The sequence below is a fragment of the Olsenella sp. An290 genome, assembly GCF_002159535.1.
Lineage (GTDB): Bacteria > Actinomycetota > Coriobacteriia > Coriobacteriales > Atopobiaceae > Thermophilibacter.
Map to the genome: position 1 here is coordinate 96,907 of NZ_NFIU01000004.1, position 21,711 is coordinate 118,617.

The 21,711-nt window shown below is 67.1% G+C and carries 25 protein-coding genes; 21 read left to right on the forward strand and 4 right to left on the reverse strand.

Going from position 1 to position 21,711, the window contains the following annotated elements; all coding sequences use genetic code 11:
• Positions 1 to 3 precede the first annotated feature (3 nt).
• Positions 4 to 1,386 carry an ATP-binding protein gene (locus B5F84_RS04050; RefSeq protein ID WP_087321132.1) on the reverse strand — a complete coding sequence of 461 codons (1,383 nt, stop codon included), beginning with the start codon at positions 1,384 to 1,386 and terminating at the stop codon, positions 4 to 6.
• Between the two features lie 275 nt (positions 1,387 to 1,661).
• On the opposite strand from B5F84_RS04050, the gene B5F84_RS04055 reads away from it, so the two are divergent.
• The 3 genes from B5F84_RS04055 to B5F84_RS04065 all read left to right on the forward strand — a co-directional run bounded on the left by B5F84_RS04055 (position 1,662) and on the right by B5F84_RS04065 (position 3,917).
• Positions 1,662 to 2,681: a macro domain-containing protein gene (locus B5F84_RS04055; RefSeq protein WP_087321135.1), complete on the forward strand. Its 1,020-nt coding sequence runs from the start codon at positions 1,662 to 1,664 to the stop codon at positions 2,679 to 2,681.
• Between the two features lie 104 nt (positions 2,682 to 2,785).
• On the forward strand, positions 2,786 to 3,430 hold the full coding sequence (locus B5F84_RS04060; protein ID WP_087321138.1) for a vWA domain-containing protein: 645 nt from the start codon (positions 2,786 to 2,788) through the stop codon (positions 3,428 to 3,430).
• 118 nt (positions 3,431 to 3,548) lie between these two features.
• On the forward strand, positions 3,549 to 3,917 hold the full coding sequence (locus B5F84_RS04065) for a YccF domain-containing protein (protein WP_239378242.1): 369 nt from the start codon (positions 3,549 to 3,551) through the stop codon (positions 3,915 to 3,917).
• Between the two features lie 12 nt (positions 3,918 to 3,929).
• Here B5F84_RS04065 and B5F84_RS04070 read toward each other — a convergent pair whose 3' ends face one another.
• A complete protein-coding gene (locus B5F84_RS04070) occupies positions 3,930 to 5,300 on the reverse strand; it encodes an AAA family ATPase (protein ID WP_087321141.1) in 1,371 nt (456 codons plus the stop codon).
• Between the two features lie 353 nt (positions 5,301 to 5,653).
• Here B5F84_RS04070 and B5F84_RS04075 point away from each other — a divergent pair, with 353 nt between their 5' ends.
• From B5F84_RS04075 to B5F84_RS04100, 7 genes are all read left to right on the forward strand, one after another.
• The gene (locus B5F84_RS04075) at positions 5,654 to 6,412 is read left to right on the forward strand and encodes an SDR family oxidoreductase (protein ID WP_087321144.1); all 759 of its coding nucleotides are present in this window, start codon (positions 5,654 to 5,656) and stop codon (positions 6,410 to 6,412) included.
• Positions 6,413 to 6,528: 116 nt separating this feature from the next.
• The gene (locus B5F84_RS04080; RefSeq protein WP_087321146.1) at positions 6,529 to 6,855 is read left to right on the forward strand and encodes an HIRAN domain-containing protein; all 327 of its coding nucleotides are present in this window, start codon (positions 6,529 to 6,531) and stop codon (positions 6,853 to 6,855) included.
• Positions 6,856 to 6,903: 48 nt separating this feature from the next.
• Entirely contained in the window at positions 6,904 to 7,131 is a 228-nt protein-coding gene (locus B5F84_RS04085; protein ID WP_087321149.1) for a hypothetical protein, read from the forward strand.
• Between the two features lie 11 nt (positions 7,132 to 7,142).
• Complete coding sequence (locus tag B5F84_RS04090) at positions 7,143 to 7,673, forward strand: ADP-ribosylglycohydrolase family protein (protein ID WP_255375230.1); 531 nt, start codon at positions 7,143 to 7,145, stop codon at positions 7,671 to 7,673.
• Positions 7,621 to 7,935, forward strand: a complete 315-nt coding sequence (locus tag B5F84_RS09730; RefSeq protein WP_343225125.1) for an ADP-ribosylglycohydrolase family protein — start codon at positions 7,621 to 7,623, stop codon at positions 7,933 to 7,935. The genes B5F84_RS04090 and B5F84_RS09730 overlap by 53 nt, the downstream gene beginning before the upstream one ends.
• Positions 7,936 to 8,133: 198 nt before the next feature.
• Positions 8,134 to 8,523, forward strand: a complete 390-nt coding sequence (locus tag B5F84_RS04095) for an HAD-IIB family hydrolase (RefSeq protein ID WP_239378246.1) — start codon at positions 8,134 to 8,136, stop codon at positions 8,521 to 8,523.
• A 7-nt stretch (positions 8,524 to 8,530) separates the two neighbouring features.
• Entirely contained in the window at positions 8,531 to 9,292 is a 762-nt protein-coding gene (locus tag B5F84_RS04100; RefSeq protein ID WP_143786046.1) for a hypothetical protein, read from the forward strand.
• A gap of 54 nt (positions 9,293 to 9,346) precedes the next feature.
• On the opposite strand, the gene B5F84_RS04105 is transcribed toward B5F84_RS04100, so the two are convergent.
• The gene (locus B5F84_RS04105) at positions 9,347 to 9,880 is read right to left on the reverse strand and encodes a biotin transporter BioY (protein ID WP_087321155.1); all 534 of its coding nucleotides are present in this window, start codon (positions 9,878 to 9,880) and stop codon (positions 9,347 to 9,349) included.
• A 142-nt stretch (positions 9,881 to 10,022) separates the two neighbouring features.
• Here B5F84_RS04105 and B5F84_RS04110 point away from each other — a divergent pair, with 142 nt between their 5' ends.
• The 8 genes from B5F84_RS04110 to B5F84_RS04145 all read left to right on the forward strand — a co-directional run bounded on the left by B5F84_RS04110 (position 10,023) and on the right by B5F84_RS04145 (position 18,555).
• Positions 10,023 to 10,460, forward strand: a complete 438-nt coding sequence (locus B5F84_RS04110; RefSeq protein ID WP_087321157.1) for an SMI1/KNR4 family protein — start codon at positions 10,023 to 10,025, stop codon at positions 10,458 to 10,460.
• 349 nt (positions 10,461 to 10,809) lie between these two features.
• Positions 10,810 to 12,024 carry a diaminopropionate ammonia-lyase gene (gene dpaL / locus B5F84_RS04115; protein WP_087321159.1) on the forward strand — a complete coding sequence of 405 codons (1,215 nt, stop codon included), beginning with the start codon at positions 10,810 to 10,812 and terminating at the stop codon, positions 12,022 to 12,024.
• Positions 12,025 to 12,096: 72 nt separating this feature from the next.
• Positions 12,097 to 13,503: a YgeY family selenium metabolism-linked hydrolase gene (locus B5F84_RS04120; RefSeq protein WP_204205500.1), complete on the forward strand. Its 1,407-nt coding sequence runs from the start codon at positions 12,097 to 12,099 to the stop codon at positions 13,501 to 13,503.
• A 31-nt stretch (positions 13,504 to 13,534) separates the two neighbouring features.
• A complete protein-coding gene (gene ygeW, locus B5F84_RS04125) occupies positions 13,535 to 14,737 on the forward strand; it encodes a knotted carbamoyltransferase YgeW (RefSeq protein ID WP_087321161.1) in 1,203 nt (400 codons plus the stop codon).
• Positions 14,738 to 14,810: 73 nt separating this feature from the next.
• Positions 14,811 to 15,752, forward strand: coding sequence for a carbamate kinase (gene arcC / locus B5F84_RS04130; RefSeq protein WP_087226028.1), 942 nt, complete (start codon positions 14,811 to 14,813; stop codon positions 15,750 to 15,752).
• On the forward strand, positions 15,745 to 16,746 hold the full coding sequence (locus B5F84_RS04135) for an NTP transferase domain-containing protein (RefSeq protein ID WP_143786047.1): 1,002 nt from the start codon (positions 15,745 to 15,747) through the stop codon (positions 16,744 to 16,746). The genes arcC and B5F84_RS04135 overlap by 8 nt, the downstream gene beginning before the upstream one ends.
• Positions 16,743 to 18,116: a dihydropyrimidinase gene (gene hydA / locus B5F84_RS04140; RefSeq protein ID WP_087321165.1), complete on the forward strand. Its 1,374-nt coding sequence runs from the start codon at positions 16,743 to 16,745 to the stop codon at positions 18,114 to 18,116. The genes B5F84_RS04135 and hydA overlap by 4 nt, the downstream gene beginning before the upstream one ends.
• Before the next feature lie 52 nt (positions 18,117 to 18,168).
• Positions 18,169 to 18,555 (forward strand): Rid family detoxifying hydrolase, encoded by a 387-nt coding sequence (locus B5F84_RS04145; RefSeq protein ID WP_087321167.1) that lies wholly within the window; start codon positions 18,169 to 18,171, stop codon positions 18,553 to 18,555.
• 221 nt (positions 18,556 to 18,776) lie between these two features.
• Here B5F84_RS04145 and yqeC read toward each other — a convergent pair whose 3' ends face one another.
• Complete coding sequence (yqeC, locus tag B5F84_RS04150) at positions 18,777 to 19,442, reverse strand: selenium cofactor biosynthesis protein YqeC (RefSeq protein WP_087321169.1); 666 nt, start codon at positions 19,440 to 19,442, stop codon at positions 18,777 to 18,779.
• 118 nt (positions 19,443 to 19,560) lie between these two features.
• On the opposite strand from yqeC, the gene yedF reads away from it, so the two are divergent.
• The 3 genes from yedF to B5F84_RS04165 are packed head-to-tail and all read left to right on the forward strand — an operon-like array spanning position 19,561 to position 21,663.
• Positions 19,561 to 20,214 (forward strand): sulfurtransferase-like selenium metabolism protein YedF, encoded by a 654-nt coding sequence (yedF, locus tag B5F84_RS04155; RefSeq protein ID WP_204205501.1) that lies wholly within the window; start codon positions 19,561 to 19,563, stop codon positions 20,212 to 20,214.
• 21 nt (positions 20,215 to 20,235) lie between these two features.
• Positions 20,236 to 20,487 (forward strand): DUF3343 domain-containing protein, encoded by a 252-nt coding sequence (locus tag B5F84_RS04160; RefSeq protein WP_087321171.1) that lies wholly within the window; start codon positions 20,236 to 20,238, stop codon positions 20,485 to 20,487.
• Positions 20,488 to 21,663, forward strand: coding sequence for an aminotransferase class V-fold PLP-dependent enzyme (locus B5F84_RS04165; protein ID WP_239378244.1), 1,176 nt, complete (start codon positions 20,488 to 20,490; stop codon positions 21,661 to 21,663). It begins immediately after the preceding gene.
• The last annotated feature ends 48 nt before the right edge of the window (positions 21,664 to 21,711 follow it).

Here is a 21,711-nt window from a genome sequence, read left to right on the forward strand (position 1 = left end):
GGCCTACCGATACAGCTCTTCCAGCCCTATGAGCACCGTGCGCTCGTCGCCCTGCGCCTCGAACCCAGAGCGCGAGAAGAACCCGTACCTGTGGCACATGAGCCCCGTCCGCTGCACCTGCTCGACCTCGTCCTCGATCATTCGCTGCGTGATGGGCGTCGAGCGGAACTTAGCCTCGTAGAAGGCGTATCCGAGCGGGTCTCGGGTGACAACGTCGAACTCCCCGTTCGTTCTTGTCGCCGGGTCGTCATAGGAATAAGTGCCAATCAGGTCAAAGGGCGGCTCGATGTTGCCCATCCGGTTCTGTCGCACCAGGTACTGACGGCACACCTCCTCGAAGGCGTGGGGGACAAACTGGGTCTCAAAGTCGTCGTTCACGTAGCGGTCGTAGAAGACCTCGGGGTCAAGGACGCTGCGCTGCGACAGGTACCTGAAGACGTAGCGGTAGTAGAACTTGGAGAGCCCGTCACAGATGACGTACGAGGTGCGCTTCTTGTTGTTGGGATCGTTGATGGGCGTGCGTCGTTGGACGAGCTGCATTCCAATCAGCCTGTTGAGCACGTTGACCAGCGTCGCGCCGCTGGAGACGTGCGACTGGCTCAGGATGTCCCGGTAGCGGGCGTGCCCGTCGGCGAGCGCGGAGAAGATCTCGTGGGCGTTTCCGATCTTCGAGATCTCGGAGAGCAGGTAGGAGGGCACCTCGTCCTCAAGCCGCGCGTCCGGCTCAAGAATCAGGCGAATGAGGTTCTCCCGGACCGAGGCGTTCTTGTCAATGAGGCGGTTGTAGTACGGAATGCCACCGAACACGCTGAAGAGACGAACCTTGTCCTCGCAGGAGCGCTCCGGATAGAACTGCGCGGACTCGTAGTAGTCCATTGGCTGGAGGTTGATCTTGAGGTCGATGCGCCCATAGAGGGGGTTGTCACGCTCCATCAGGGACCTCATGACCTCTACGTACGACCCGCAGAGGATGAGCGAGAGGTGCGATCGGTCGCGATACTCGTCGAGAAGAACCTGGAGGATGCTGTCCATTCCCTTCACGACGTCGCGGAGGTAGGGATACTCATCGATGGCGAGCACGATTTTCTCTCCTGTCGCTCGGTCGAAGACAAAGCGCAGAGCGGCCTCGACGTCGGAGAAGGCGAGCGGGGGCATCTCAAAGGCCTCCGCGATGACCTCGGAGAGGTTTCTCGTGTTGTTCTCGGCAGTGGTCTGGCGGCATTCGTAGTAGATGGCGCGAGCGCCGCTGGCCTGCCGCATGGCATGGAGGATGAGCTCGCTCTTGCCGACGCGACGTCTGCCGTAGACGAGCGTTGCGCTCTGAGCGGGGGAGGAGAATTGTTCGCAGAGTTTTGCCTGCTCGCGCACGCGTCCGATGAATTCCACTTTACTCACCTCTGTTTACTCAAAAAAGTTGAGTCAAAAAAACTGAGTAAAGTGTAGCAGATTGGGACCGCTTTGCGTGAGTTGAGCGCGTCTAGCCGCACCTTCTGAAGGTGAGTGGATTGAGAATGGCGGAGCGTCTTTTTCGAGTTTGATGACGTCGTGAGATTATTCGCCACTGGCTTGCGTGTCCCCCCACACCCGATTCGCTGCGTTGAGGCCAGTATCTGTCCGCCCGTCCTGCTACTATCGCCTCAAGGTCGAAGCGGGAGGTCACCATGCCGTTCTCCATCGTTCGCAACGACATCGCGCGCGTGCGCGCCGACGTGCTCGTCAACGCCGCCAACGAGCGGCTCGCCGCCGGAGGCGGGGTCTGCGGGGCGATTTTCGAGGGTGCGGGCGTGAGCAGGATGGCGGCCGCATGCGCGAAGATCGGGCGCTGCCCCACGGGCTCGGCGGTGACCACGCCGGGCTTTGACCTGCCGTGCCGCTGGGTGGTCCATGCGGTGGGCCCCGTCTGGCGCGGTGGGTCACACGGTGAGAGGGAGCTCCTGCAGAGCTGCTACCGCAGCGTGTTCGCCGAGGCGGCGCGCCTCGGCGCGACTTCGGTGGCGTTTCCGCTCATATCCGCCGGCATCTTCGGCTACCCCGTGCGCGAGGCGCTCGACGTGGCCCGCGCCGAGGCGTCGGCGTTTCTCGACGACCACCCGGACGTGGAGGTGACGCTCGTCGTCTTCACGCGCGACGTGGTGGCGCAGGGCGTGGCGCTCCTGGGCGAGCTGCGCGAGTACGTGGACGACGCGTACGTGGAAAACAGCCCGCACCTGTACGACCGCTCCGCCGAGCTCCGCGAGCTCTGCGCCCCCGAGGCGTACCCCACCGCGGCGCCCGTACCCGCCCCAACCCCCAGTGCTCCGGCCGCGCCCGACGAGCTCGCCGAGCGCCTGGCGCACCTGGACGCGTCCTTCTCGGAGGCGCTGCTCGCGCTGATCGACGAGCGCGGACTCACCGACGCCCAGGTCTATCGCCGGGCAAACCTCAGCCGCCAGCTCTTCTCCAAGATCCGCTCCAAGCCGGACTACCGACCGAGCAAGCCCACGGCGGTGGCGCTGGCGCTCGCGCTCGGGCTCACCCTGCCGCAGACGCAGGGGCTTCTCGCCCACGCCGGGCTCACGCTCTCGCGCAGCAGCAAGTTCGACGTGATCGTCAAGTTCTACCTCGCGCGCGGCGTCCACGACGTCATGACCGTGAACGAGGCGCTCTTCGCCTTCGACCAGCCTCTGCTCGGCTCGCAGTAGGAGCGGCGCCCAGCGCGCCAGATGTCGCCCGGCGGTTTACCTCTACCTCGGCGTCTCCGCGTAGCCTTCATGTTGTCAGGTTGGCTGCGACAAGGGAGGCAGCAATGCGCACGGAGATCGTCTTCATCCTGGATGCGAGCGGTTCGATGGCGGGGCTCGAGGCAGACACGGTCGGCGGCTTCAACAGCCTCATCGAGAAGAACCGGGAGGAGCCGGGGGAGGCCGTGGTGTCCACGGTGCTCTTCTCGGGCGGCTCGCGCGTCCTGCACGACCGGCTCGACATTCGCGAGGTGCCCCGGCTCACGGGGCGCGACTACGAGTGCTGCGGGTGCACGGCGTTGCTCGACGCCGTGGGCGGCGCCATCAGGCACGTCGACCTGGTCCAGGGTGTGCAGCCCAAGGGCTACGAGGCGGACCGGGTGCTCTTTGTCATCACCACCGACGGCCAGGAGAACGCGAGCCGTCGCTACACGCACCCGCAGGTCAAGCGCATGATTGAGGAGCACCGGAAGAAGGGCTGGGAGTTCCTGTTCATAGGCGCCAACATCGACGCCGCGGCGGAGGCGGCGAGCCTGGGCATCGCGCCCGAGCGCGCGGCGGACTACGTGGCGGACGGCCGCGGAACCGGGGTGCTCTACGAGGCGGTGGCGTCTGCGGTGGCAGAGGTGCGCGCGTGCCCGCCCAGCGCGGCGATGGGCGACGCGTGGCGCGTGGGGCTCGACGCCGACGTGCGGGCACGGAGGAGGTAGGCGCGCAAGGCCAAGGACGCCAGATAGCGCCGGCGAGAAGAACCTGCAGCCCGCGGGTTCTTCTCGCCGCCCGGGCGGGTACACTTCTCACATTCGACTCGTCTGGCGGGAGGTGGCCATGGGCTGTCTGAGCGTACTGTTCAACCTGATCTGGATTCTCACGGGAGGCTGGGTGACGGCGCTCGGGTTTCTCATCGTTGGCGTGCTCTGCTACGTTACGATCATTGGGATCCCCATCGGCCGGCAGGCGTTCAAGATGGCGAGCCTGACCCTAGCGCCGTTTGGCAAGGAAATCGTCTACGGCGGGGGCGCCCCGTCGGTGGCAGCGAACGTTGTCTGGCTGATACTGGGCGGCTGGTGGTCGGCCCTGTGCTACCTGATCGAGGGCGCGCTCTACTGCGTGACCGTCGTCGGGATCCCGTTTGGCCTGCAGCTCTTCAAGATGGCCAAGCTCACCCTGTGGCCCTTCGGCGCGGAGGTGCGGTAGGGGCGGTTGCCCCTAAAGACAGTGCGCCATATAGAGCGGCAGATACTGCCGGTGACCGGAGCTTTGCAGCTGCTTTGGATGGAGGATGTACTCGGCTCCCACGCGCTTCTCGTAGCGCGGCCTGAAGTCATCCAACGACACTGTGCTGTAGCTCTTTGTCGACTTGACCTCAATCGGACAGATGCGCAGCTTGTTGCCGGCATCTGAATAGGGCTGCGTTATCAGGAAGTCCACCTCGCGCGGCCGGGGCTTTTTGTCGTCAGACAGAGGAGGCTCGGACCATGTGTGATAAAACAGCGAGTGGCCACTTGCCTTGAGCTGCTGCGCGACAACGTTTTCTGCGAGCATTCCCTTGTTCACCGAAACTCTGCCAAACTGGAGGTCGCGATGGACGGAGAGGGATTCCGGTCCGTCGGCGAACGCAAGAGACACGAGAAGCCCAGTGTCTGCCATGTAGCACTTGAGAGAGCTCTCTTCCTCGTTGAGTCGGAGTCCAACGTTTGGGTCGGTGCAGAGGCGACACATGTTGGCGATGTGCGCATCGGCAAGCCAGTCCAGTGCTGCCTCGCAACCTTCGTAGCGAACGCCCCTGCCGAGCGTGGAGAACTTGAACCGCTTGGAGGACGCGGACAGCTGCCCCGGAATTGCCTGGAAAATGGCTCGCGCCCTTCGAGCGTCACTTCCCCCAAACTTTGTGATGTCCTCGAGGTAGAGGTTGAGGATACGGCGCTTGATGTGGTCGCATCCTCCGAAGTCCTTTTCCTCTATGAAAGCCTCGACCGATTGGGGCATTCCTCCTACGAGCATGTACTCGTTGAACAGCCGCATGATTTTGGCGTGCACGTTATCGGGGAGCGGCTGTAGACTTGCGCGGGCTCTCCGTATCTCGTCAGCGTAGATGTCGAGCCCGCATGCCCACAGGTACTCCTCGAAATCCATGGGGTTGAGCTCGATCCGGTCCTCCTCCGAGGGGATGACGATGTCGGCAATGTTCTTTCGCAGCGAGACGAGGGACCCGGTCTCTATGTAGTCAAAACGCCCGTCTTCGACGAGGTGCTTGACGTACTCACGGGCGAGGGGGAATCGCTGCACCTCATCGAAGATGATGACACTGTCACGCCTCTTCAGCTGCTTTCCGTACTCCAGCTGCAGCATGCGGAGGAACGTGTCAACGTCCTCACGATGGTTGCGAAAGAGCTCGAGCGTTGCGGGACTTGCCGCCGAAAAGTCGATATAGAGGTAGTCAGCATATTCGTTCTTCGCGAATGCTCGGACGAGCGTGGTCTTGCCCACACGTCTTGCGCCCTCGATGAGCAGGGCACTTTTTCCTTTTGACTCCCGCTTCCATATGAGGAGCTTTTCATAGCATTTACGTCTATACATATCTCTACCTCAGTTCTCTGCAAAATCCGCTAGTTCTATTATCCATTATAGCTACAGTATCCACTGGTATGAGATAGCTGATTTCCTGCAGAATCCGTCAGCCATTTCATCGTTGACTTCCAGTTTCAACGAGGCGCCCCAGGACTCAGCGCGACACGCATCGATGAGACAAACGGCAGACGGCCGAGGGTGATGTTCCGCGGCAAGGGGTGCGAGAGCCCGCGTCCCTCTCGGCACGCCCCTTACCGAAAGACGTGTCTCCGTCCGTCGTGCCGTACTTATCGCCCGTCCTGTCATGGGGTAGGAAAACGCCAGCAGCGCGCATCCGGCGCGCAACGGAAGAAGGGAAGAACATGCAGCTCGAGAACAAGGTTGCGGTCGTCACCGGCGCGTCGTCGGGCATGGGGCACGCCATCGTGGAGCTCTTCGCGCGAGAGGGGGCAAAGGTGGTGGCCGTCGCTCGGCGAAAGGAGCGCCTGGAGGAGCTGGCGGCGAGCTTGGCCGACGCCCCGGGAGAGGTTGCTCCCTATCCCGGCGACGTCTCTCTGCGCGAGGTCAACGAGGGCATGATCGACTTTGCCCAGAAGACCTTCGGCGGCTTTGACGTCCTCGTCAACAACGCGGGCATCATGGACGACATGTCCCCCGTCGGCGATGCCACGGACGAGAAGTACGAGCAGGTCATGGCCGTCAACGTCTACGGCCCGCTCGCGGCCATGCGCGCCGCGGTGAACGCCTTCAAGGCCTCCGGCACCAAGGGCTCGATCGTCAACGTGGCGTCCGTCGGCGGCATGCGCACCTGTGCCGGCGCCATCTACTGCGCCTCCAAGGCCGCGCTCATCTCGCTCACCAAGAACACCGCCTACATGTACATGGCCGACGGCATCCGCACGAACTGCATTGCGCCGGGCGGCATCGTGACGGAGATCGCCACGTCGATGGGCGTCCCCAACCCGGCAGGCTACGGGCGCATCAAGCCCGTGCTGGACTGCGCGCCGGCGCCGGGCAGCGCCGAGGAGATCGCCGCTGCGGCGCTCTTCCTGGCCAGCGACGCCGCGAGCTACGTCAACGGCGTCGTCCTGCCCGTGGACGGCGGCTGGATGGCGGGCTGAGCTCGCCTGCATAGAACGAGGCGGCGGGGCTGTCGGCGCTGTGTCGACAGCCCCGCCATTAATTATTGTCCGGTCGCCCTTGTACGCTCCTCTCAAGTCAAGAGGGGGGAGCCAACATGTACGAGCCGTCACGTCAGCTGATGTCGTTCAACGTCGCGGGGTTCCAGTTCTGGGACGGTGCGCTGGTGCTCGGGGAGCTCAGGGCGGGCACGCCGCTCGAGCTCGTCCCGGAGCCGGACAACCCGCACGATCCCGAGGCCATTGCGCTGCGCTACCATGGGACCAAGCTCGGCTACGTTCCGGCAGACGAGAACGCCGTGCTCTCGGTGATGTGCTTCTACGGGCATGCCGCGGCGTTCGAGGCGCGCGTGCTGCAGGTGGACCCGGAGGCCGCGCCTTGGAAGCAGGTGCGCGTCGGCGTCTTCGTGACGGATGCGCGCTGAGGCTGGGTCGGCGTACGGCCAGCAAAGCGAGAAGAACGGAGGGTCCAGATGGATACCGGCTTTCGCAGCGTGATCAGGTCTGACGGCATGATGCACTTCGAGCACGAGATTGGCAACGCGCGCTTTGACCTCTCCGACGGCAGCATGACACAGGTTCTGGGCTCGTTCGGGGACATGCAGAGCGTTGTGCGTCCGAATGGCTCGATCGGCATCGAGCAGACCGTCGGCAACATGAGGTTCAATCTCGACCAGGGGAACTTCGATCAGCTCCTTTAGGGGAGGCGCGCATGCCAACGCTTCGTGACGCGATCTACGGCCTGGCCGTGGGTGACGCGCTCGGCGTGCCGTACGAATTTCGCACGCGGGGGAGCTTCTCCTGCACGGGGATGGTCGGCCACGGCACGCACGACCAACCGGCGGGCACCTGGTCGGACGATACGAGCATGACGCTCGCCACCTGTGACAGCATCCGCGCGTGCGGGCGTGTGGACACGGCGGACATGCTCTCCCGGTTCCGCGCGTGGATCAACGACGGCGCCTACGCCATCGATGGGGTGGTCTTTGACTACGGCGGCACGACGGCTCGTGCGCTCGCCGCCGGTACGGGTTGCACGGGCGAGCGCGACAACGGCAACGGCTCGCTCATGCGCATCGCGCCGCTTGCCTTCACTGGTGCGACGGATGACGAGGTAGGTCCGCGCGGTCTCGGCAATCACGCACGCTCACGCGGTCTCCACTGGCGCCTGCGTGGATATGGTGCACGTGATGCGCGCGCTCGCGGCCGGCGCCTCGCCGGCGGAGGCGGTCCCGGACTTTGACGTCCTTCTCGCTGCCAGCGAGAAGGACCTGGGCTCGGGAGGCTTCGTGCGGGACACGTACTGCGCCGCGCTCTGGTGCCTGGTGGTCTCGGAATCCTACGAGGAGTGCGTGCTGCGAGCCGTCAACCTCGGGGACGACACGGACACCACCGCGGCCGTGGCCGGGGCGCTTGCGGGCATCGTGTACGGAGCGGACGCCATCCCTGCCGCATGGATGGAGGCGCTGCGGGGCAAGGACATCATTGAGGCGTGCCTCTTCTGATAGAAAAACGAGAAAAAATAGAAAAACGAAAACGGATAAAACAACGAAAACGGAGAACTCGACGCGAGGGGGCACCATGAGGAAGGTCAGCCCGTTCAAGCCGACCGCGGGTGCGGAGGCCCAGCCCCGGCAAGTCGTGACGCGGCTCCCGATGACTTCTTCGACGAGATGAGACGCTACTGCCACCGCTTGAGCTGGGTGGACGACCTCAAGGCCACGGGCGACCAGATCCTCAAGTTTGCCGTCAACGTCCCAGACGAGCGCACGGACTTCTTCTACGACCTCTTTCGCCGAGAGCTCGAGGGCATGGTGGAGCCCACGACGAGCGGCCACGGCTCCATCGACCTCATCACTCCCGGCTGCCACAAGGCGTCGGGGCTCGCGCGCCTCGCCGAGCGCCGGGGAATCTCTCCGGAGCAGTGCGTGGCGTTCGGTGACGGCGGCAACGACGTGGAGATGCTTCGCTTCTGCGGCGTCGGCTACGCGATGGCCAACGCGCCCGACGAGGTGAAGGCCGCCGCCGACCGTGTGTGCCCCTCCAACGACGAGGACGGCGTGCTCGCGACGCTGGACGAGCTGTTCTCGTAGGAGAGGTATGCTAGCCGGAGAGGTGTCGCCCGCGCTTGAGAGGCGGAAGGCAATGGGTGAGGGGCAGCTGCGCCCGAACGGGCGCGCAACACGGGTCGTCGAGCCGACCGATGACGAGAAGGCCGCGGCCAAGGCTGCCCAGACGTTCGGGCGGTCCTTCGCGCATGACAGCACGGCGCTCGGGGTGGCGGCCTTCGCGGGGTTCTTCCTCGTTGTCCTTGTCATTGATATCTCGGTGCTCGTCAGTGGCGTGGCGCGCGGCGAGTACGGAGGGCAGGACATAACGTGGCTCGCCGTGATTGGCGGCTCCGTGTTCGTCGCGTTTGCCGTGCTTGCGGTCGTGTCGGTTCTTGTCGCCCGCCACCACCACCTGCACCCGGTCAAGAGCGACGTGTTTGCGGCGGATGGGCGCCTGTTCCACACCTGGTTTCTGCGGGATAAGAAGAAGTACCAGGACGACCGCGGAATCGTCCGCATCAACGTTGTTGGAATCACGCAGTGCGTTGGGTTCCATAACAGGAAAGACAAGACTGTCTGGATCATTCCGAGCCCGGATGCGCACATCCATGACGTGTGGCGGCGCGGCAGGAGGTGGGAGGACGAGCGCGGGCTGTGCCTCGCCCTCCTTGAGAAGGGGATACCGAGCGACGCGGGCACGGATCCGTTCTTTGGCGTGGACGAGCAGTACCGGGGGTTCCTCGAGCGAATCGGCGTGCGGATAGAGGAGACGACCGAGCCCGTCGAATTCCTGGCTGGGACGTGGTCGTAGGCACGTGATGTCTTTCATGGTGTCCGGCTACTGACTGCCTGTTTTGTGTTGCCGTTATCGCCCCGTCGTTGCTCCCAGCGCGCGGTTGACCCGCTCCGCCACGCCCACGCTCAGCGCGACCTTTGCCACGTCCGGCACCACGAACGGCACCACCGCCACGGCCAGCGCCGCAGGCGCGTCGAGCGCGTAGACGTTCATGAGCTGAATCGTTCCCAGCACGTAGCTCACCGCCAGCAGCGCGACTCCGCCCGCCGCGCCGCACGCCCTTCTCGGCAGCGCGTCCGTGTGCGCGATGGCGCCCGCCACGGGCATGCCCGCCGCGAAGCCCAGGAGATAGCCCCCCGTGGGTCCCAGCAGCACGCCGACCCCGCCCTGGAGGCCGGAGAACACCGGCACGCCCACCGCGCCCAGCAGCAGGTAGACGACAACGGTGAACAGCGCGTCGCGCGTGCGCATGACCTGGGGCAGCAGCGCCAGCACAAAGGTCTGCAGGGTAAACGGTACCGGGCCCAGCGGCACGGTGACCCAGGCGCTCACGGCAAGCAGCGCTATGCAGACGCCGCAGCGGGCGATCTGGCGGTTGGACATGGCGGCTCCCTCGCGGACGGGCGCTCCTCTCGCGCGCCTACGGAACGAAAGCATACCGCATGGTCGAGCCCCGCTCGAGCTCCCGCTCTTCTCGTAAGATGGACGGGCAAGGGCGATGCGCCAACGAGGCGGGGGAGGGCACATGGAGAGCGACTTCGTGGACTGGGTCGAGCGGGAGTTCCGTCACCCCGTGCCCGGCGAGTACCGGGACTTCCTCTTCCGGGACGTGGCGACCGCGTACGCCGAGCCCGTCATGCCCGCGCGGGCGCATCTTGTCACGGACGACGGCGACGAGTACGAGGTCTCCGAGTGGTTTCCCGCCGAGCGCATACCCGACATCTACCGATGCTGCCGCGCGGAGGGGCTGATAGCGGAGCAGCTGCTTCCGATCTTCGACAGCTGTGGCTGCGTTGCGGCGCTCGACTGCGACGAGGGCTCGAGCACGTACGGCAGCGTTCTCCTGCAGGCTCCTGAGGGCTACTTTGACGACGCCCGTCAGGAGAACGTCTACGAGGAGCCGGTCCTTCTCGCCCGGAGCTTCTCGGATGTGCTGGCCGCGCTGAGCAACGACGGCTTGTAAGGGGTGCCAGGCTGGCCGCACGGTCCTTTTCGCCCGTCCGCGTTTTATCGAAACGGAGCATCTGCACAAATCGGCTGAGAAATCGCGACCCTTTTCTGCAGTTGCTCCGCTTCGGCGAGAGGGGCGCGGGACGTCTTCGACGCAACGGGCAAGAAGAACGAACGGCGCGTGTGGTGGTCGTGGAGTGGTTCTTCTGGCCATGCCGTTCGCAGCCGCAAACGTACCGCCCGCGGCATCGCGAAAATTCCTCTTGAAACACTCTTGAAAAGTGGGAATATATGGGCTAACAAACATTTTGTTTGGTACGCAAACAAAAAGTTGGTAAGCCCGAAGGAGCAAGGAGGAAGCGTTGAGCGAGAAGATCAAGTGGGTCGCCAACAAGATGCCTAAGAGCGACGACCGCCACCTCGGCATCATGTCCCTCGAGAACGTGGAGGCGGCGCGCAGCTTCCACCGGAGCTTCCCGCAGTACGACGTCACCCCGCTCGCCAAGCTCGACGCGCTGGCGGGTGAGCTCGGCCTCAAGAACCTGGCCGTGAAGGACGAGTCCTACCGCTTTGGCCTCAACGCCTTCAAGGTGCTCGGCGGCTCCTTCGCCATGGCCAACTACATCGCGGGCAAGATCGGCCGCCCGGTCTCCGAGATGACCTACGACTACCTCACGAGCGACGAGCTCGCACGCGACTTCGGCCAGGCCACGTTCTTCACCGCCACCGACGGCAACCACGGCCGCGGCGTGGCCTGGGCCGCCAACAAGCTGGGCCAGAAGGCCGTCGTGCACATGCCCAAGGGCAGCGTGAAGAGCCGCTTTGACAACATCGCCGCCGAGGGCGCCGAGGTCACGATCGAGGACGTCAACTACGACGAGTGCGTCCGCATGGCCGCCGCCGAGGCCGAGGCCTGCGAGAACGGCGTCATCGTGCAGGACACCGCTTGGGACGGCTACGAGGAGATCCCGTCCTGGATCATGGAGGGCTACGGCACCATGGCCTCCGAGGCGGCCGAGCAGTACGCGGCGGCCGGCGTGGAGCGCCCGACGCACGTCTTTGTGCAGGCCGGCGTCGGCAGCCTGGCCGGCGGCGTGGTGGGCTACTTCACCAACCTCTTCCCCGACAACCCGCCCACCTTCGTGGTGATGGAGGCCGACACCGCGGCCTGCCTCTACAAGGGCGCCCTTGCCGGCGACGGCGACCCGCGCATCGTGGACGGCGACATGCCCACGATCATGGCGGGCCTGGCCTGCGGCGAGCCCAACACGCTGGGCTGGGACATCCTGCGCAACCACGTGTCCGTGTTCGTGAGCTGCCCCAACTGGGTGGCCGCCAAGGGCATGCGCGTGCTCGGCGCCCCCAGGAAGGGCGACCCGCGCGTCATCTCCGGCGAGTCCGGCGCCGTGGGCGCGGGCCTTATCACGACCCTCATGGAGTCCGACGAGTACGCCGAGCTCCGCGAGGCCATCGGCCTGGACGAGACGAGCTCCGTGCTGCTCTTCTCGACCGAGGGCGACACGGACCCGGTGAACTACCGCAAGGTCGTGTGGGACGGCGCGTACCCCGCCGAGTAGGGGAGAGCGAGAAGAACGGGTTCTTCTCGGCAGATGACTGGTAACGAGGGCGTCAGAAAGGACGTAAGCAAAATGGCCAAGGAACTGGATTTCGAGCAGATCAAGAGCGCGGCGGAGGCGTATGGCAAGGACATGACCGCCTTCCTGCGCGCCATGATCTCCCACCCGAGCGAGTCCTGCGAGGAGGGCGAGGTCGTGGCCTGCATCAAGGCCGAGATGGAGAAGCTCGGCTTTGACAAGGTCGAGGTCGACGGCCTGGGCAACGTCATCGGCTGGATGGGCGAAGGCGATAAGATCATCGCCATCGACTCCCACATCGACACCGTGGGCATCGGCAACCGCGATAACTGGGAGGCCGACCCCTACGAGGGCTACGAGACCGACGAGCTCATCTACGGCCGCGGTGGCTCCGACCAGGAGGGCGGCATGGCCTCCGCGACCTACGCCGCGAAGATGATGAAGGACCTGGGCCTCATCCCCGAGGGCTACAAGATCATGGTCGTGGGCTCCGTCCAGGAGGAGGACTGCGACGGCATGTGCTGGCAGTACATCGTCAACAAGTACTTCGACGGCCCCGAGGACGCCCGCGAGAAGATCGAGTTCGTGATCTCCACCGAGCCCACCGACGGCGGCATCTACCGTGGTCACCGTGGCCGCATGGAGATTCGCGTGGACGTGCACGGCGTCTCCTGCCACGGCTCCGCTCCCGACCGCGGCGACAACGCCATCTACAAGATGGCCGACATCATCGCCGACGTCCGCGCCCTCAACAACAACGGCTGCGACGAGTCCACCGACATCAAGGGCCTCGTCAAGATGCTCGACCCCAAGTACAACCCCGAGCACTTTGAGGACGCGCGCTTCCTGGGCCGCGGCACCTGCACCGTGTCGCAGATCTTCTACACCTCGCCCAGCCGCTGCGCCGTGGCCGACAGCTGCGCGATCTCCATCGACCGCCGCATGACCGCCGGCGAGACCTGGGACTCCTGCCTCCAGGAGATCCGCGACCTGCCGTCCGTCAAGAAGTACGGCGACGACGTCAAGGTCTCCATGTACATGTACGACCGCCCGAGCTGGAAGGGCACCGTCTACGAGACCGAGGCCTACTTCCCCACGTGGATCAACGCCGAGAGCGCCGCTCACGTCCAGGCCCTCGTCGACGCGCACCACGCGCTCTACGGCGAGGAGCGCATCGGCTGCGAGCCGTCCATGGACAAGCGCGCCGGCCGTCCGCTCACGGACAAGTGGACCTTCTCGACCAACTGCGTGTCCATCCAGGGCCGCTACGGCATCCCGTGCGTGGGCTTTGGCCCCGGCGCCGAGAGCCAGGCGCACGCGCCCAACGAGGTCACCTACAAGCAGGACCTTGTGACCTGCGCCGCGCTCTACACCGCCGCGCTCAATCTCTACGACCCTTCCAAGAAGACCGGCGACGTCACCGTCTTCCGCGCCGGCGCCACCGACAACGACATCCAGTAGACGCTCTGACCCACACAGAAAGGAAACAACCATGGCCAAGGACTTCTCCGCGCTCCTCGACGAGCTCAAGGGCTACGACTTCTCCGGCATGTACGACTCCGACTTCCTGCACACCTGGGACAAGACCACCGACGAGCTGCGCGCGCTCTACGCCGTGGCCGCTGCCCTGCGCAACCTCCGCGAGCGCAACATCTCCCCGCGCATCTTCGACTCCGGCCTCGCCGTCTCGCTCTTCCGTGACAACTCCACGCGCACGCGCTTCTCGTTCTCCAAGGCCACGAACCTCCTGGGCCTCCAGCTCCAGGACCTCGACGAGAAGAAGTCCCAGATCGCCCACGGCGAGACCGTCCGCGAGACCGCCACGATGATCTCCTTCATGGCCGACGTCATCGGCATCCGCGACGACATGTACATCGGCGCCGGCGACGCCTACATGGCCGAGGTCGCCGAGTCCGTCGCCGAGGCCTACGCCGACGGCGTGCTCGACCACCGTCCCACGCTCATCTCGCTGCAGTCCGACTCCGACCACCCCACCCAGTCCTCCGCCGACATGCTCTACCTCATCGAGGAGTTTGGCGGCCTGGAGAACCTCCGCGGTAAGAAGGTGGCCGTGACCTGGGCGTACTCCCCGAGCTACGGCAAGCCTCTCTCCTGCCCGCAGTCGCTCATCTCGCTGCTTCCGCGCTTTGGCATGGACGTTACGCTGGCCCACCCCGAGGGCTACGACCTCATGGGCGACCGCGTGGAGGCCGCCAAGGCCTACGCCGCCGAGTCCGGCTGCACCTTCAAGCAGGTGAACACCATGGAGGAGGCCTTCGAGGGCGCCGACATCGTCATCCCCAAGAGCTGGGCGCCCTACGCCGCCATGGAGCAGCGCACCAAGCTCTACGCCGCGGGCGACGACGAGGGCATCAAGGCGCTGGAGAAGGAGCTCCTCGCCCAGAACGCCACGCACCAGGACTGGTGCTCCACGACCGACCTCATGGCCAAGACCGCCAACGGCCAGGACACCATCTACATGCACCCGCTGCCCGCCGACATCTCCGGCGTCTCCTGCGAGCACGGCGAGGTCATGGCCGACGTCTTTGACATGCACCGCGTGGGCATGTACAAGGAGGCCAGCTACAAGCCGTACGCCATCGCGGCCATGATCTTCCTGCAGAAGGTCAAGGACCCCGTGGCCACGCTCGCCGCGCTCGAGGCGGCCGGCAAGCCCCGCTGGAACCAGGCCTAGTCGCTCGATTCCCCAGAGTTGCCTAGAGGGGGAGCGCCCCTTCTAGGCAACTTTTCTATTCAGGAGAGGAACCATGGGTAAGAGAATCGTCATCGCCCTGGGCGGCAACGCGCTGGGCAAGAACCTGCCGGAGCAGATGGAGGCGGTCAAGCACACGGCGCGCGCCATCGTGGACCTCATCGAGCAGGGCAACGAGGTCGTGGTGGCCCACGGCAACGGCCCGCAGGTGGGCATGATCCAGGAGGCCATGACGCAGCTCACGCGCTCCGACCCCGAGAAGTACATCCCGTGCCCGCTGTCGGTCTGCGTGGCCATGAGCCAGGGCTACATCGGCTACGACCTGCAGAACGCGCTGCGCGAGGAGATGCTGGACCGCGGAATCGAGATGGGCGCCGCCACGGTGCTCACGCAGGTGGAGGTGGACCCGGAGGACCCGGCGTTCGCCAACCCCACCAAGCCGATCGGCGCCTTCATGACGCGCGAGGAGGCCGACCGCATGATCGCCGAGCGCGGCTACGACGTGATCGAGGACGCCGGGCGCGGGTACCGCCGCGTGGTGGCCTCGCCCAAGCCCGTGGGCATCGTGGAGCTGGACACCATCCGCTCGCTCGTCGAGACCAACCACGTGGTCATCGCCTGCGGTGGCGGCGGCATCCCGGTCTTCCACACCGAGGGCCACCACCTTAAGGGCGCCGCGGCGGTCATCGACAAGGACTTCGCGGCGGCGCGCCTGGCCGAGCAGCTGGACGCCGACTTCCTGGTGATCCTCACGGCCGTGGAGAAGGTGGCCGTGAACTTTGGCAAGCCCGACCAGCAGTGGCTGGACGAGCTCACGCCCGAGACTGCGGCGCGCTACATCGAGGAGGGCCAGTTCGCGCCCGGCTCGATGCTGCCCAAGGTGGAGGCCGCGCTGGCCTTCGCGCAGTCCGGCGAGGGCCGCTCGTCGCTCATCACGCTCCTCGACCGGGCGGCCGACGGAATCGCCGGCAAGACGGGTACCATCGTACGTGGCTAGCAAGGACGCGTCGGGCGAGAAGGACGGTGGGGCGCGCGGCATGAGACCCGACCTCAGGGCATATCTTCTGGGCGACGACGGGCACCGGGTCTTTGGGCCCGGTCCGGTCGAGCTGCTGGAGCGCGTGGGCGAGCTGGGCAGCCTGCGCGCCGCCGCGATCGACATGGGGATGGCCTACACCAAGGCCACGCGCCTCGTGCACGACGCCGAGCAGGCCTTTGGCTTCGCGCTCACCGAGCGGACCGTGGGCGGCTCCGGGGGCGGCGGCTCGCAGCTTACCGCCGAGGCGCGCGAGCTGATCGAGCGCTACCGCGCGTTCGAGCGCACGAGCCGCTGGGCGCTCTCCGCCGCCTACGAGACGTGCTTCTCGGGTTTTGCCGACGTGGCCCGCCTGGGCTGCGTGGTCATGGCGTCCGGCGAGGGCGCGCGCTTTGGCGGCGAGCCGGGCGAGAAGCTCGTGGCGCCGCTGGCCGGCACGGCCGTGCTGGAGCGCACGCTCGCCGCGCTGCCGGCGAATCTCCTGGACGTCGTGGTGGTGACGCGCTGGGACGCGGTCGAGGAGCTGTGCGAGCGGCTCGGCGTTCGCTGCGTGCGCGCGGACGGTCCGCTCAAGAGCGACACGATGCGCGCGGGACTGGAGGCGCTGGGGCATCGCGCCGGCTGCCTCTTCGTGACCGGCGACCAGCCGCTCCTGAGCGAGAGGAGCGTGCGCTCGATGGTGGCGGAGCTCGTCCGCGAGCCCACGGCAATCGTGCGCCTGGGCTGGCGCGGCCGCGCCGCGAACCCGGTGCTCTGGCCGAACGACACGCTGGCCGCGCTGGCTCGGCTGGAGGGCGACACGGGAGGGCGCGTCCTTCTCGACGGCCATGCCGAGCTGGAGGGTCGCGTGCGCCTGGTGGAGGCCGCCGACGAGTGGGAGCTCGCCGACGTGGACACGCCCGAGGACCTGGCGCGCCTCGAGGGCGCGCTGGCCGAGAGAGGGGAGAGCCGATGAGGAGGATCCTGGCAAACGGCACGCTGGTCACGCCGGAGGGGCTGCGTCGCGCCGACCTCGCGCTGGAGGGCGAGAAGATCGCGGAGATTGCCGCGCACATCGAGCCCGGGCTCACGGACGTCGTGGAGGACGTGAGCGGCTGCTGGGTGTTCCCCGGCTTCATCGACGCGCACACCCACCTGCAGTGCTGGACCGGCATGGACTGGACGGCCGACAGCTTTGAGACCGGGACGCGCGCCGCTGCCTGCGGCGGCACCACCTGCATCGTGGACTACGCCACGGCCGACCGCGGCGTGACGATGGACGAGGCGCTGGCCGAGTGGCACGCGCGCGCCGAGGGCGGCGCCGGCTGCACGGCAAACTACGGCTTCCACATGGCGATCGCCGAGTGGGGCGAGGACTCGCCGGGGCAGATGCGCCGCATGCGCGAGGCGGGCGTCTCGAGCTTCAAGACCTACCTCGCCTACGACCACCTGCGGCTCTCCGACGCGGAGACGCTGCGCTGCCTGGAGGTCGTGCGCGACCTGGACGCCGTGCTCTGCGTGCACTGCGAGAACGGCGACGTGGTGAACGAGCTGCAGCGTCAGGTGCTCGCCGAGGGCATCACGGGCCCGGAGGGGCACCCGCTCTCCCGACCGGCCGAGGCCGAGGCGGACGCCGTGAGCCGCCTGCTCTACCTGGCCCAGATCGCGGGCGCGCGCGTCAACGTGGTGCACCTGTCCACGGAGCTCGGCCTTCTCGCCGTGCGCGCCGCCCGCGCCCGCGGCCAGCAGGGCATCTACGTGGAGACCTGCCCGCAGTACCTCACGCTGGACGACACGCGCTACCTCGAGGCCGGTGACGACGGCTTCGCGGGCGCCAAGTACGTGATGAGCCCGCCGCTGCGTAAGCCGCGTGATGTGCGCGCCCTGCGCGAGGCGGTGCTCGCCGGCGAGGTGGACTCCATCGCGACGGACCACTGCTCGTTCAACCTGCACGGCCAGAAGGACCGCGGCCGCGGCGACTTCACCAAGATCCCCAACGGCGGTCCCGGCATCGAGCACCGACCGGCCGTGATGGCCACGACCTTCGAGGGTCAGCTCGGGCCCGAGGGGCTCTGCCGCCTGCTGTCGGAGGGCCCGGCGCGTACCTTCGGCCTGTGGCCGGAGCGCGGGCGCCTGGCCGTGGGCGCCGCCGCCGACGTCTGCGTGTGGGACCCGTCGGCGCGCTGGACCATCAGCGCCGCGACCCAGCACCAGGCCGTGGACTACACGCCGTGGGAGGGCCTCGAGGCGCACGGTCGCGCGCACCTCGTCTACGTGGGCGGCGAGCTCGTGGCCCGCGACGGCGAACCTTGCGGCCCCACCCCCGGCCGCTACGTGGCACGATAGTCACCAGTCAGTCGTAAAGCGGGGACATCCCCCTCAAGCAAAGGAGAAGAACATGGCAATCGAGGCAATCGTCACCGACAAGGCGCCTGCGGCGCTCGGCCCCTACTCCGCCGCCGTGGCCGCCCCGGCCACCAAGGCCATCCACGTGTCCGGCCAGCTGCCGATCGACCCGGCCACCGGCGAGTTCGCCGGCGAGGACATCCAGGCCCAGACGCGCCAGAGCCTCACCAACATCAAGAACATCCTCGAGGCCGCCGGCGCCTCCATGGCCGACGTCGCCGAGGTCACCGTCCTTCTCGACGACATCGCCGACTTCGCGGCCATGAACGAGGTCTACGGCGAGTTCTTCACCGCGCCGTACCCCAGCCGCGCCGCCTTCGAGGTGGCCGCGCTGCCCAAGGCCGCCAAGGTCGAGATCAAGGCCGTGGCTTACCTGTAGGCAGGGCCTCACGCGCGGGGGACGGCCCGTCACGCTTCACGCGAGAGTGTTCGCGCTTTGCGCTCAGAACTCTCGCTTAGAAGCGCGGCGGGCGTCCGCCGTTTTGGTCCTCAGGTGCTGGGTGGTTTCCTTCCGGGTGTCTACGAAGTTGCAAGTCTGATGTTCTTGTCGGCGGGACATCTAGCTGCGGGTTTGTAATCGTTAGGTAACTTATCAATAGCTTAATCTTGTGCACACCCGGAAGAGGGTAGCAAGACGCTGCCTACGAACGCTGGGATGGCGAGAAGGGCGGCGAGGTCGCGGGCCGCGTCGGGGGCGACGTCGGCCTGGTTGACGAGGGCGACGTCGGCCAGGGCCTCGGCGTTGGCGGCGCGGGCGACGAGCTCGGGTGTGGCGGGGTCGTCCGGCGCGCAGCCGGCGAGCTCGCAGAAGAGCTCCGGGCGGTGGACCTTCTCGCGCACGGGATGGCCGAGGCCGGAGGCGCCGAGCACGAGGATCGTGCGGTCCGAGCATGCGGGGATGACGGGCTCCCAGGGGGCGTGGGCCTTGAGGGGGAGGCGCCGGGCGCCGTCGGCCTCCACGAGCACGTGGTCCGCGAGGGACGCCAGCGCGTCGATGCCCAGCTCGGGGGTCACGAGCTTGCCGTTCTTCTCGGCCTGCGAGCCCACGCAGACGACGCGCGACCCCGCGAGGGCCGTGCGCACGTTGTCGGCGTCGGCCGAGGTCACGAGCGGTACGTTCGGGAATGGCAGGATGTGCGTCGTGGTGGTGAGCACGACCGCGCCCGGCAGCTCGCGCGCGAGCGCCGCCAGAAGCGACGTCTTGCCGCCGCTGCCGATGACCGACGTCACGCCGGGCCTCACGCCCAGAGCCTCCGCAAAGCCCATGTCCCACCTCCTCGACGCATTGCTGCCGTCCGCCGCATTGTAGTTTTCAAAATACAACGCCCTATTACAATTTTTCTGGCTAGCAGACCGTTTTTCGGCAAACGAGCGAGGAGAGAACATGGCAGACACGGTGCTCACGATCGACGCGCGGGGCGAGGCGTGCCCCATCCCTGTGGTGCGGACCCTGAAGGCGCTCGCGGCGCTGGCCGGTCCGGGCAGCGTGGAGACCCTCGTGGACAACGAGGTCGCGGTGCAGAACCTCACGCGCATGGGCGAGGGCAAGGGCTGCGCGGTGGCGAGCGAGCGCCTGGGCGAGAAGGAATGGCGCGTGACCGTGACCACGGACGTGGCGCTGGGCGTGAGCGACGCGGAGGCGGAGTCGGCGACGTGCGAGGTGCCGACGCCGGGCGCGCCGTCCGCGGCCGCGCCTGCGGCGCGCAAGGTCGTGGTGGCCATCACCTCCGAGTGCATGGGCACTGGCGACGACGTGCTGGGACGCAAGCTCATGGGGAGCTTCGTCTACTCGCTCACGCAGCTCGACGAGCTGCCGGCGACCGTGCTGCTCTACAACGGCGGCGCGCACCTCAGCTGCGAGGGCTCTGCGGCGCTCGAGGACCTGCGCGGCCTTGCGGCCTCCGGCGTGGAGGTGCTGACCTGCGGGACCTGCCTCGACCACTACGGCATCGCGGACACGCTGGCCGTGGGCGAGGTCACCAACATGTACGTGATCGCGCAGCGGCTGACCGGTGCGAGCCTCGTGGTGCGGCCGTAGGGTCCGGCGGGGCGTCGGGCGATGGCGCGCGTGCGGGTGCCGTCTCTGGTGGTGACGTTTCCCACCACGGCGGCGGCGATGTCATGCGAGGAGTGTTGCCAGCGGCGCGGCCTGGGCGGACGGATGATTCCGGTGCCCGGCGAGGTCGCGGCCGGCTGCGGCCTGGCGTGGAAGACCGCGCCGGAGGCACGCGAGGAGCTCGCGTCCGCGCTGGCCGCCGACGGCGTGCCCGTCGAGGCCATGACGGTGATCGAGCTCTTGGAGTTTCGCTGAGTGGCAGGCGAGAAGGACGTGGGACCGATGATCTACCTGGACAACGCGGCAACGACGATGCACAAGCCGCAGGAGGTCGTGGACGCCGTCGTGGCGGCGATGGGCTCGCTCGGAAACGCGGGGCGCGGTGCGTCCGCGGGCGCGCTCGACGCCGGGCGCGTGGTGCTGCGCGCCCGCGAGGCGGTGGCGACGCTCCTGGGCTGCCCGCGCGCCGACCACGTGTGCTTCTCGGCCAATGCGACGGCGGCGCTCAATGCCGCGCTGTCCGGCCTGGTGGGTCCGGGCGACCGCGTGGTCACGACGGTGCTGGAGCACAACTCCGTGCTGCGCCCGCTCGCGCGCCTGGCGGACGAGCGGGGCGTGGAGGTCGCCTACGCCGGCTGCGACGCGCACGGGTTTCTCGACCTGGACGAGCTCGAGCGGCTGGTCACGCCGGGCACGCGTCTCGTTGCGGTGACGCATGGCTCCAATGTGACGGGCAACCTTGTGGACGTGGCCCGCGTGGCGCGGCTCGCGCACGCCGCGGGCGCGCTCTGCCTGGTGGACGCGTCGCAGACGGCGGGGGCGGTGCCCCTGGACATGGAGGCCATGGGCATCGACGTGGTATGCTTCACCGGACACAAGGGTCTCATGGGCCCGCAGGGCACGGGCGGCATGGCGGTGGCCGAGGGCGTCGACGTGCGACCGTGGGCCGAGGGCGGCTCCGGCGTGCACTCCTTCGAGCGTCGGCACCCGCTGGAGTGGCCCACGCGGATGGAGGCGGGGACGCTCAACGCTCACGGTCTGGCCGGTCTTGCGGCGGGCATTGCGTTTATCGAGAAGAACGGCGGGCCCGCGGCGGTGGGCGCGCGCGAGCACGCGCTGGCGCGGCGGCTCTACGAGGGCGTGTGCGACGTGCCGGGCGTGACGGTGTACGGCGGCTGGCCCGTGGCGCCCGAGCGCTGCGGATCGATTGTGGCACTGAACGTGGATGGGTTGGACTCGGCGGAGGTTGCCGACGCGCTGTCTGCCGGCTGGGGGATCGCGTGTCGCGCCGGTGCCCACTGCGCGCCGCTCATGCACCGTGCGCTGGGGACGGAGCGCCAGGGCATCGTGCGCCTGAGCTGCGGCTGGTTCAACACGGAGGACGAGATCGACGCCGCCGTGGCCGCCGTGCGGGAGATCGCCGCGAGCTGAGGTCCTTCTCGCCGTGCCGTTTCGGGCAACCATCGCGTCAAAACGACC

Excerpts from the sequence above, each read along its gene's own strand:
- B5F84_RS04055 (WP_087321135.1), top strand. The coding sequence starts at position 1,662 with ATGCCGTTCTCCATCGTTCGCAACGACATCGCGCGCGTGCGCGCCGAC.
- B5F84_RS04060 (WP_087321138.1), top strand. The coding sequence starts at position 2,786 with ATGCGCACGGAGATCGTCTTCATCCTGGATGCGAGCGGTTCGATGGCG.
- B5F84_RS04065 (WP_239378242.1), top strand. The coding sequence starts at position 3,549 with ATGGGCTGTCTGAGCGTACTGTTCAACCTGATCTGGATTCTCACGGGA.
- B5F84_RS04070 (WP_087321141.1), bottom strand. The coding sequence starts at position 5,300 with ATGTATAGACGTAAATGCTATGAAAAGCTCCTCATATGGAAGCGGGAG.
- B5F84_RS04075 (WP_087321144.1), top strand. The coding sequence starts at position 5,654 with ATGCAGCTCGAGAACAAGGTTGCGGTCGTCACCGGCGCGTCGTCGGGC.
- B5F84_RS04080 (WP_087321146.1), top strand. The coding sequence starts at position 6,529 with ATGTACGAGCCGTCACGTCAGCTGATGTCGTTCAACGTCGCGGGGTTC.
- B5F84_RS04085 (WP_087321149.1), top strand. The coding sequence starts at position 6,904 with ATGGATACCGGCTTTCGCAGCGTGATCAGGTCTGACGGCATGATGCAC.
- B5F84_RS04090 (WP_255375230.1), top strand. The coding sequence starts at position 7,143 with ATGCCAACGCTTCGTGACGCGATCTACGGCCTGGCCGTGGGTGACGCG.
- B5F84_RS09730 (WP_343225125.1), top strand. The coding sequence starts at position 7,621 with ATGCGCGCGCTCGCGGCCGGCGCCTCGCCGGCGGAGGCGGTCCCGGAC.
- B5F84_RS04100 (WP_143786046.1), top strand. The coding sequence starts at position 8,531 with ATGCTAGCCGGAGAGGTGTCGCCCGCGCTTGAGAGGCGGAAGGCAATG.
- B5F84_RS04105 (WP_087321155.1), bottom strand. The coding sequence starts at position 9,880 with ATGTCCAACCGCCAGATCGCCCGCTGCGGCGTCTGCATAGCGCTGCTT.
- B5F84_RS04110 (WP_087321157.1), top strand. The coding sequence starts at position 10,023 with ATGGAGAGCGACTTCGTGGACTGGGTCGAGCGGGAGTTCCGTCACCCC.
- B5F84_RS04120 (WP_204205500.1), top strand. The coding sequence starts at position 12,097 with ATGGCCAAGGAACTGGATTTCGAGCAGATCAAGAGCGCGGCGGAGGCG.
- ygeW (WP_087321161.1), top strand. The coding sequence starts at position 13,535 with ATGGCCAAGGACTTCTCCGCGCTCCTCGACGAGCTCAAGGGCTACGAC.
- arcC (WP_087226028.1), top strand. The coding sequence starts at position 14,811 with ATGGGTAAGAGAATCGTCATCGCCCTGGGCGGCAACGCGCTGGGCAAG.
- hydA (WP_087321165.1), top strand. The coding sequence starts at position 16,743 with ATGAGGAGGATCCTGGCAAACGGCACGCTGGTCACGCCGGAGGGGCTG.
- B5F84_RS04145 (WP_087321167.1), top strand. The coding sequence starts at position 18,169 with ATGGCAATCGAGGCAATCGTCACCGACAAGGCGCCTGCGGCGCTCGGC.
- yqeC (WP_087321169.1), bottom strand. The coding sequence starts at position 19,442 with ATGGGCTTTGCGGAGGCTCTGGGCGTGAGGCCCGGCGTGACGTCGGTC.
- yedF (WP_204205501.1), top strand. The coding sequence starts at position 19,561 with ATGGCAGACACGGTGCTCACGATCGACGCGCGGGGCGAGGCGTGCCCC.
- B5F84_RS04160 (WP_087321171.1), top strand. The coding sequence starts at position 20,236 with ATGGCGCGCGTGCGGGTGCCGTCTCTGGTGGTGACGTTTCCCACCACG.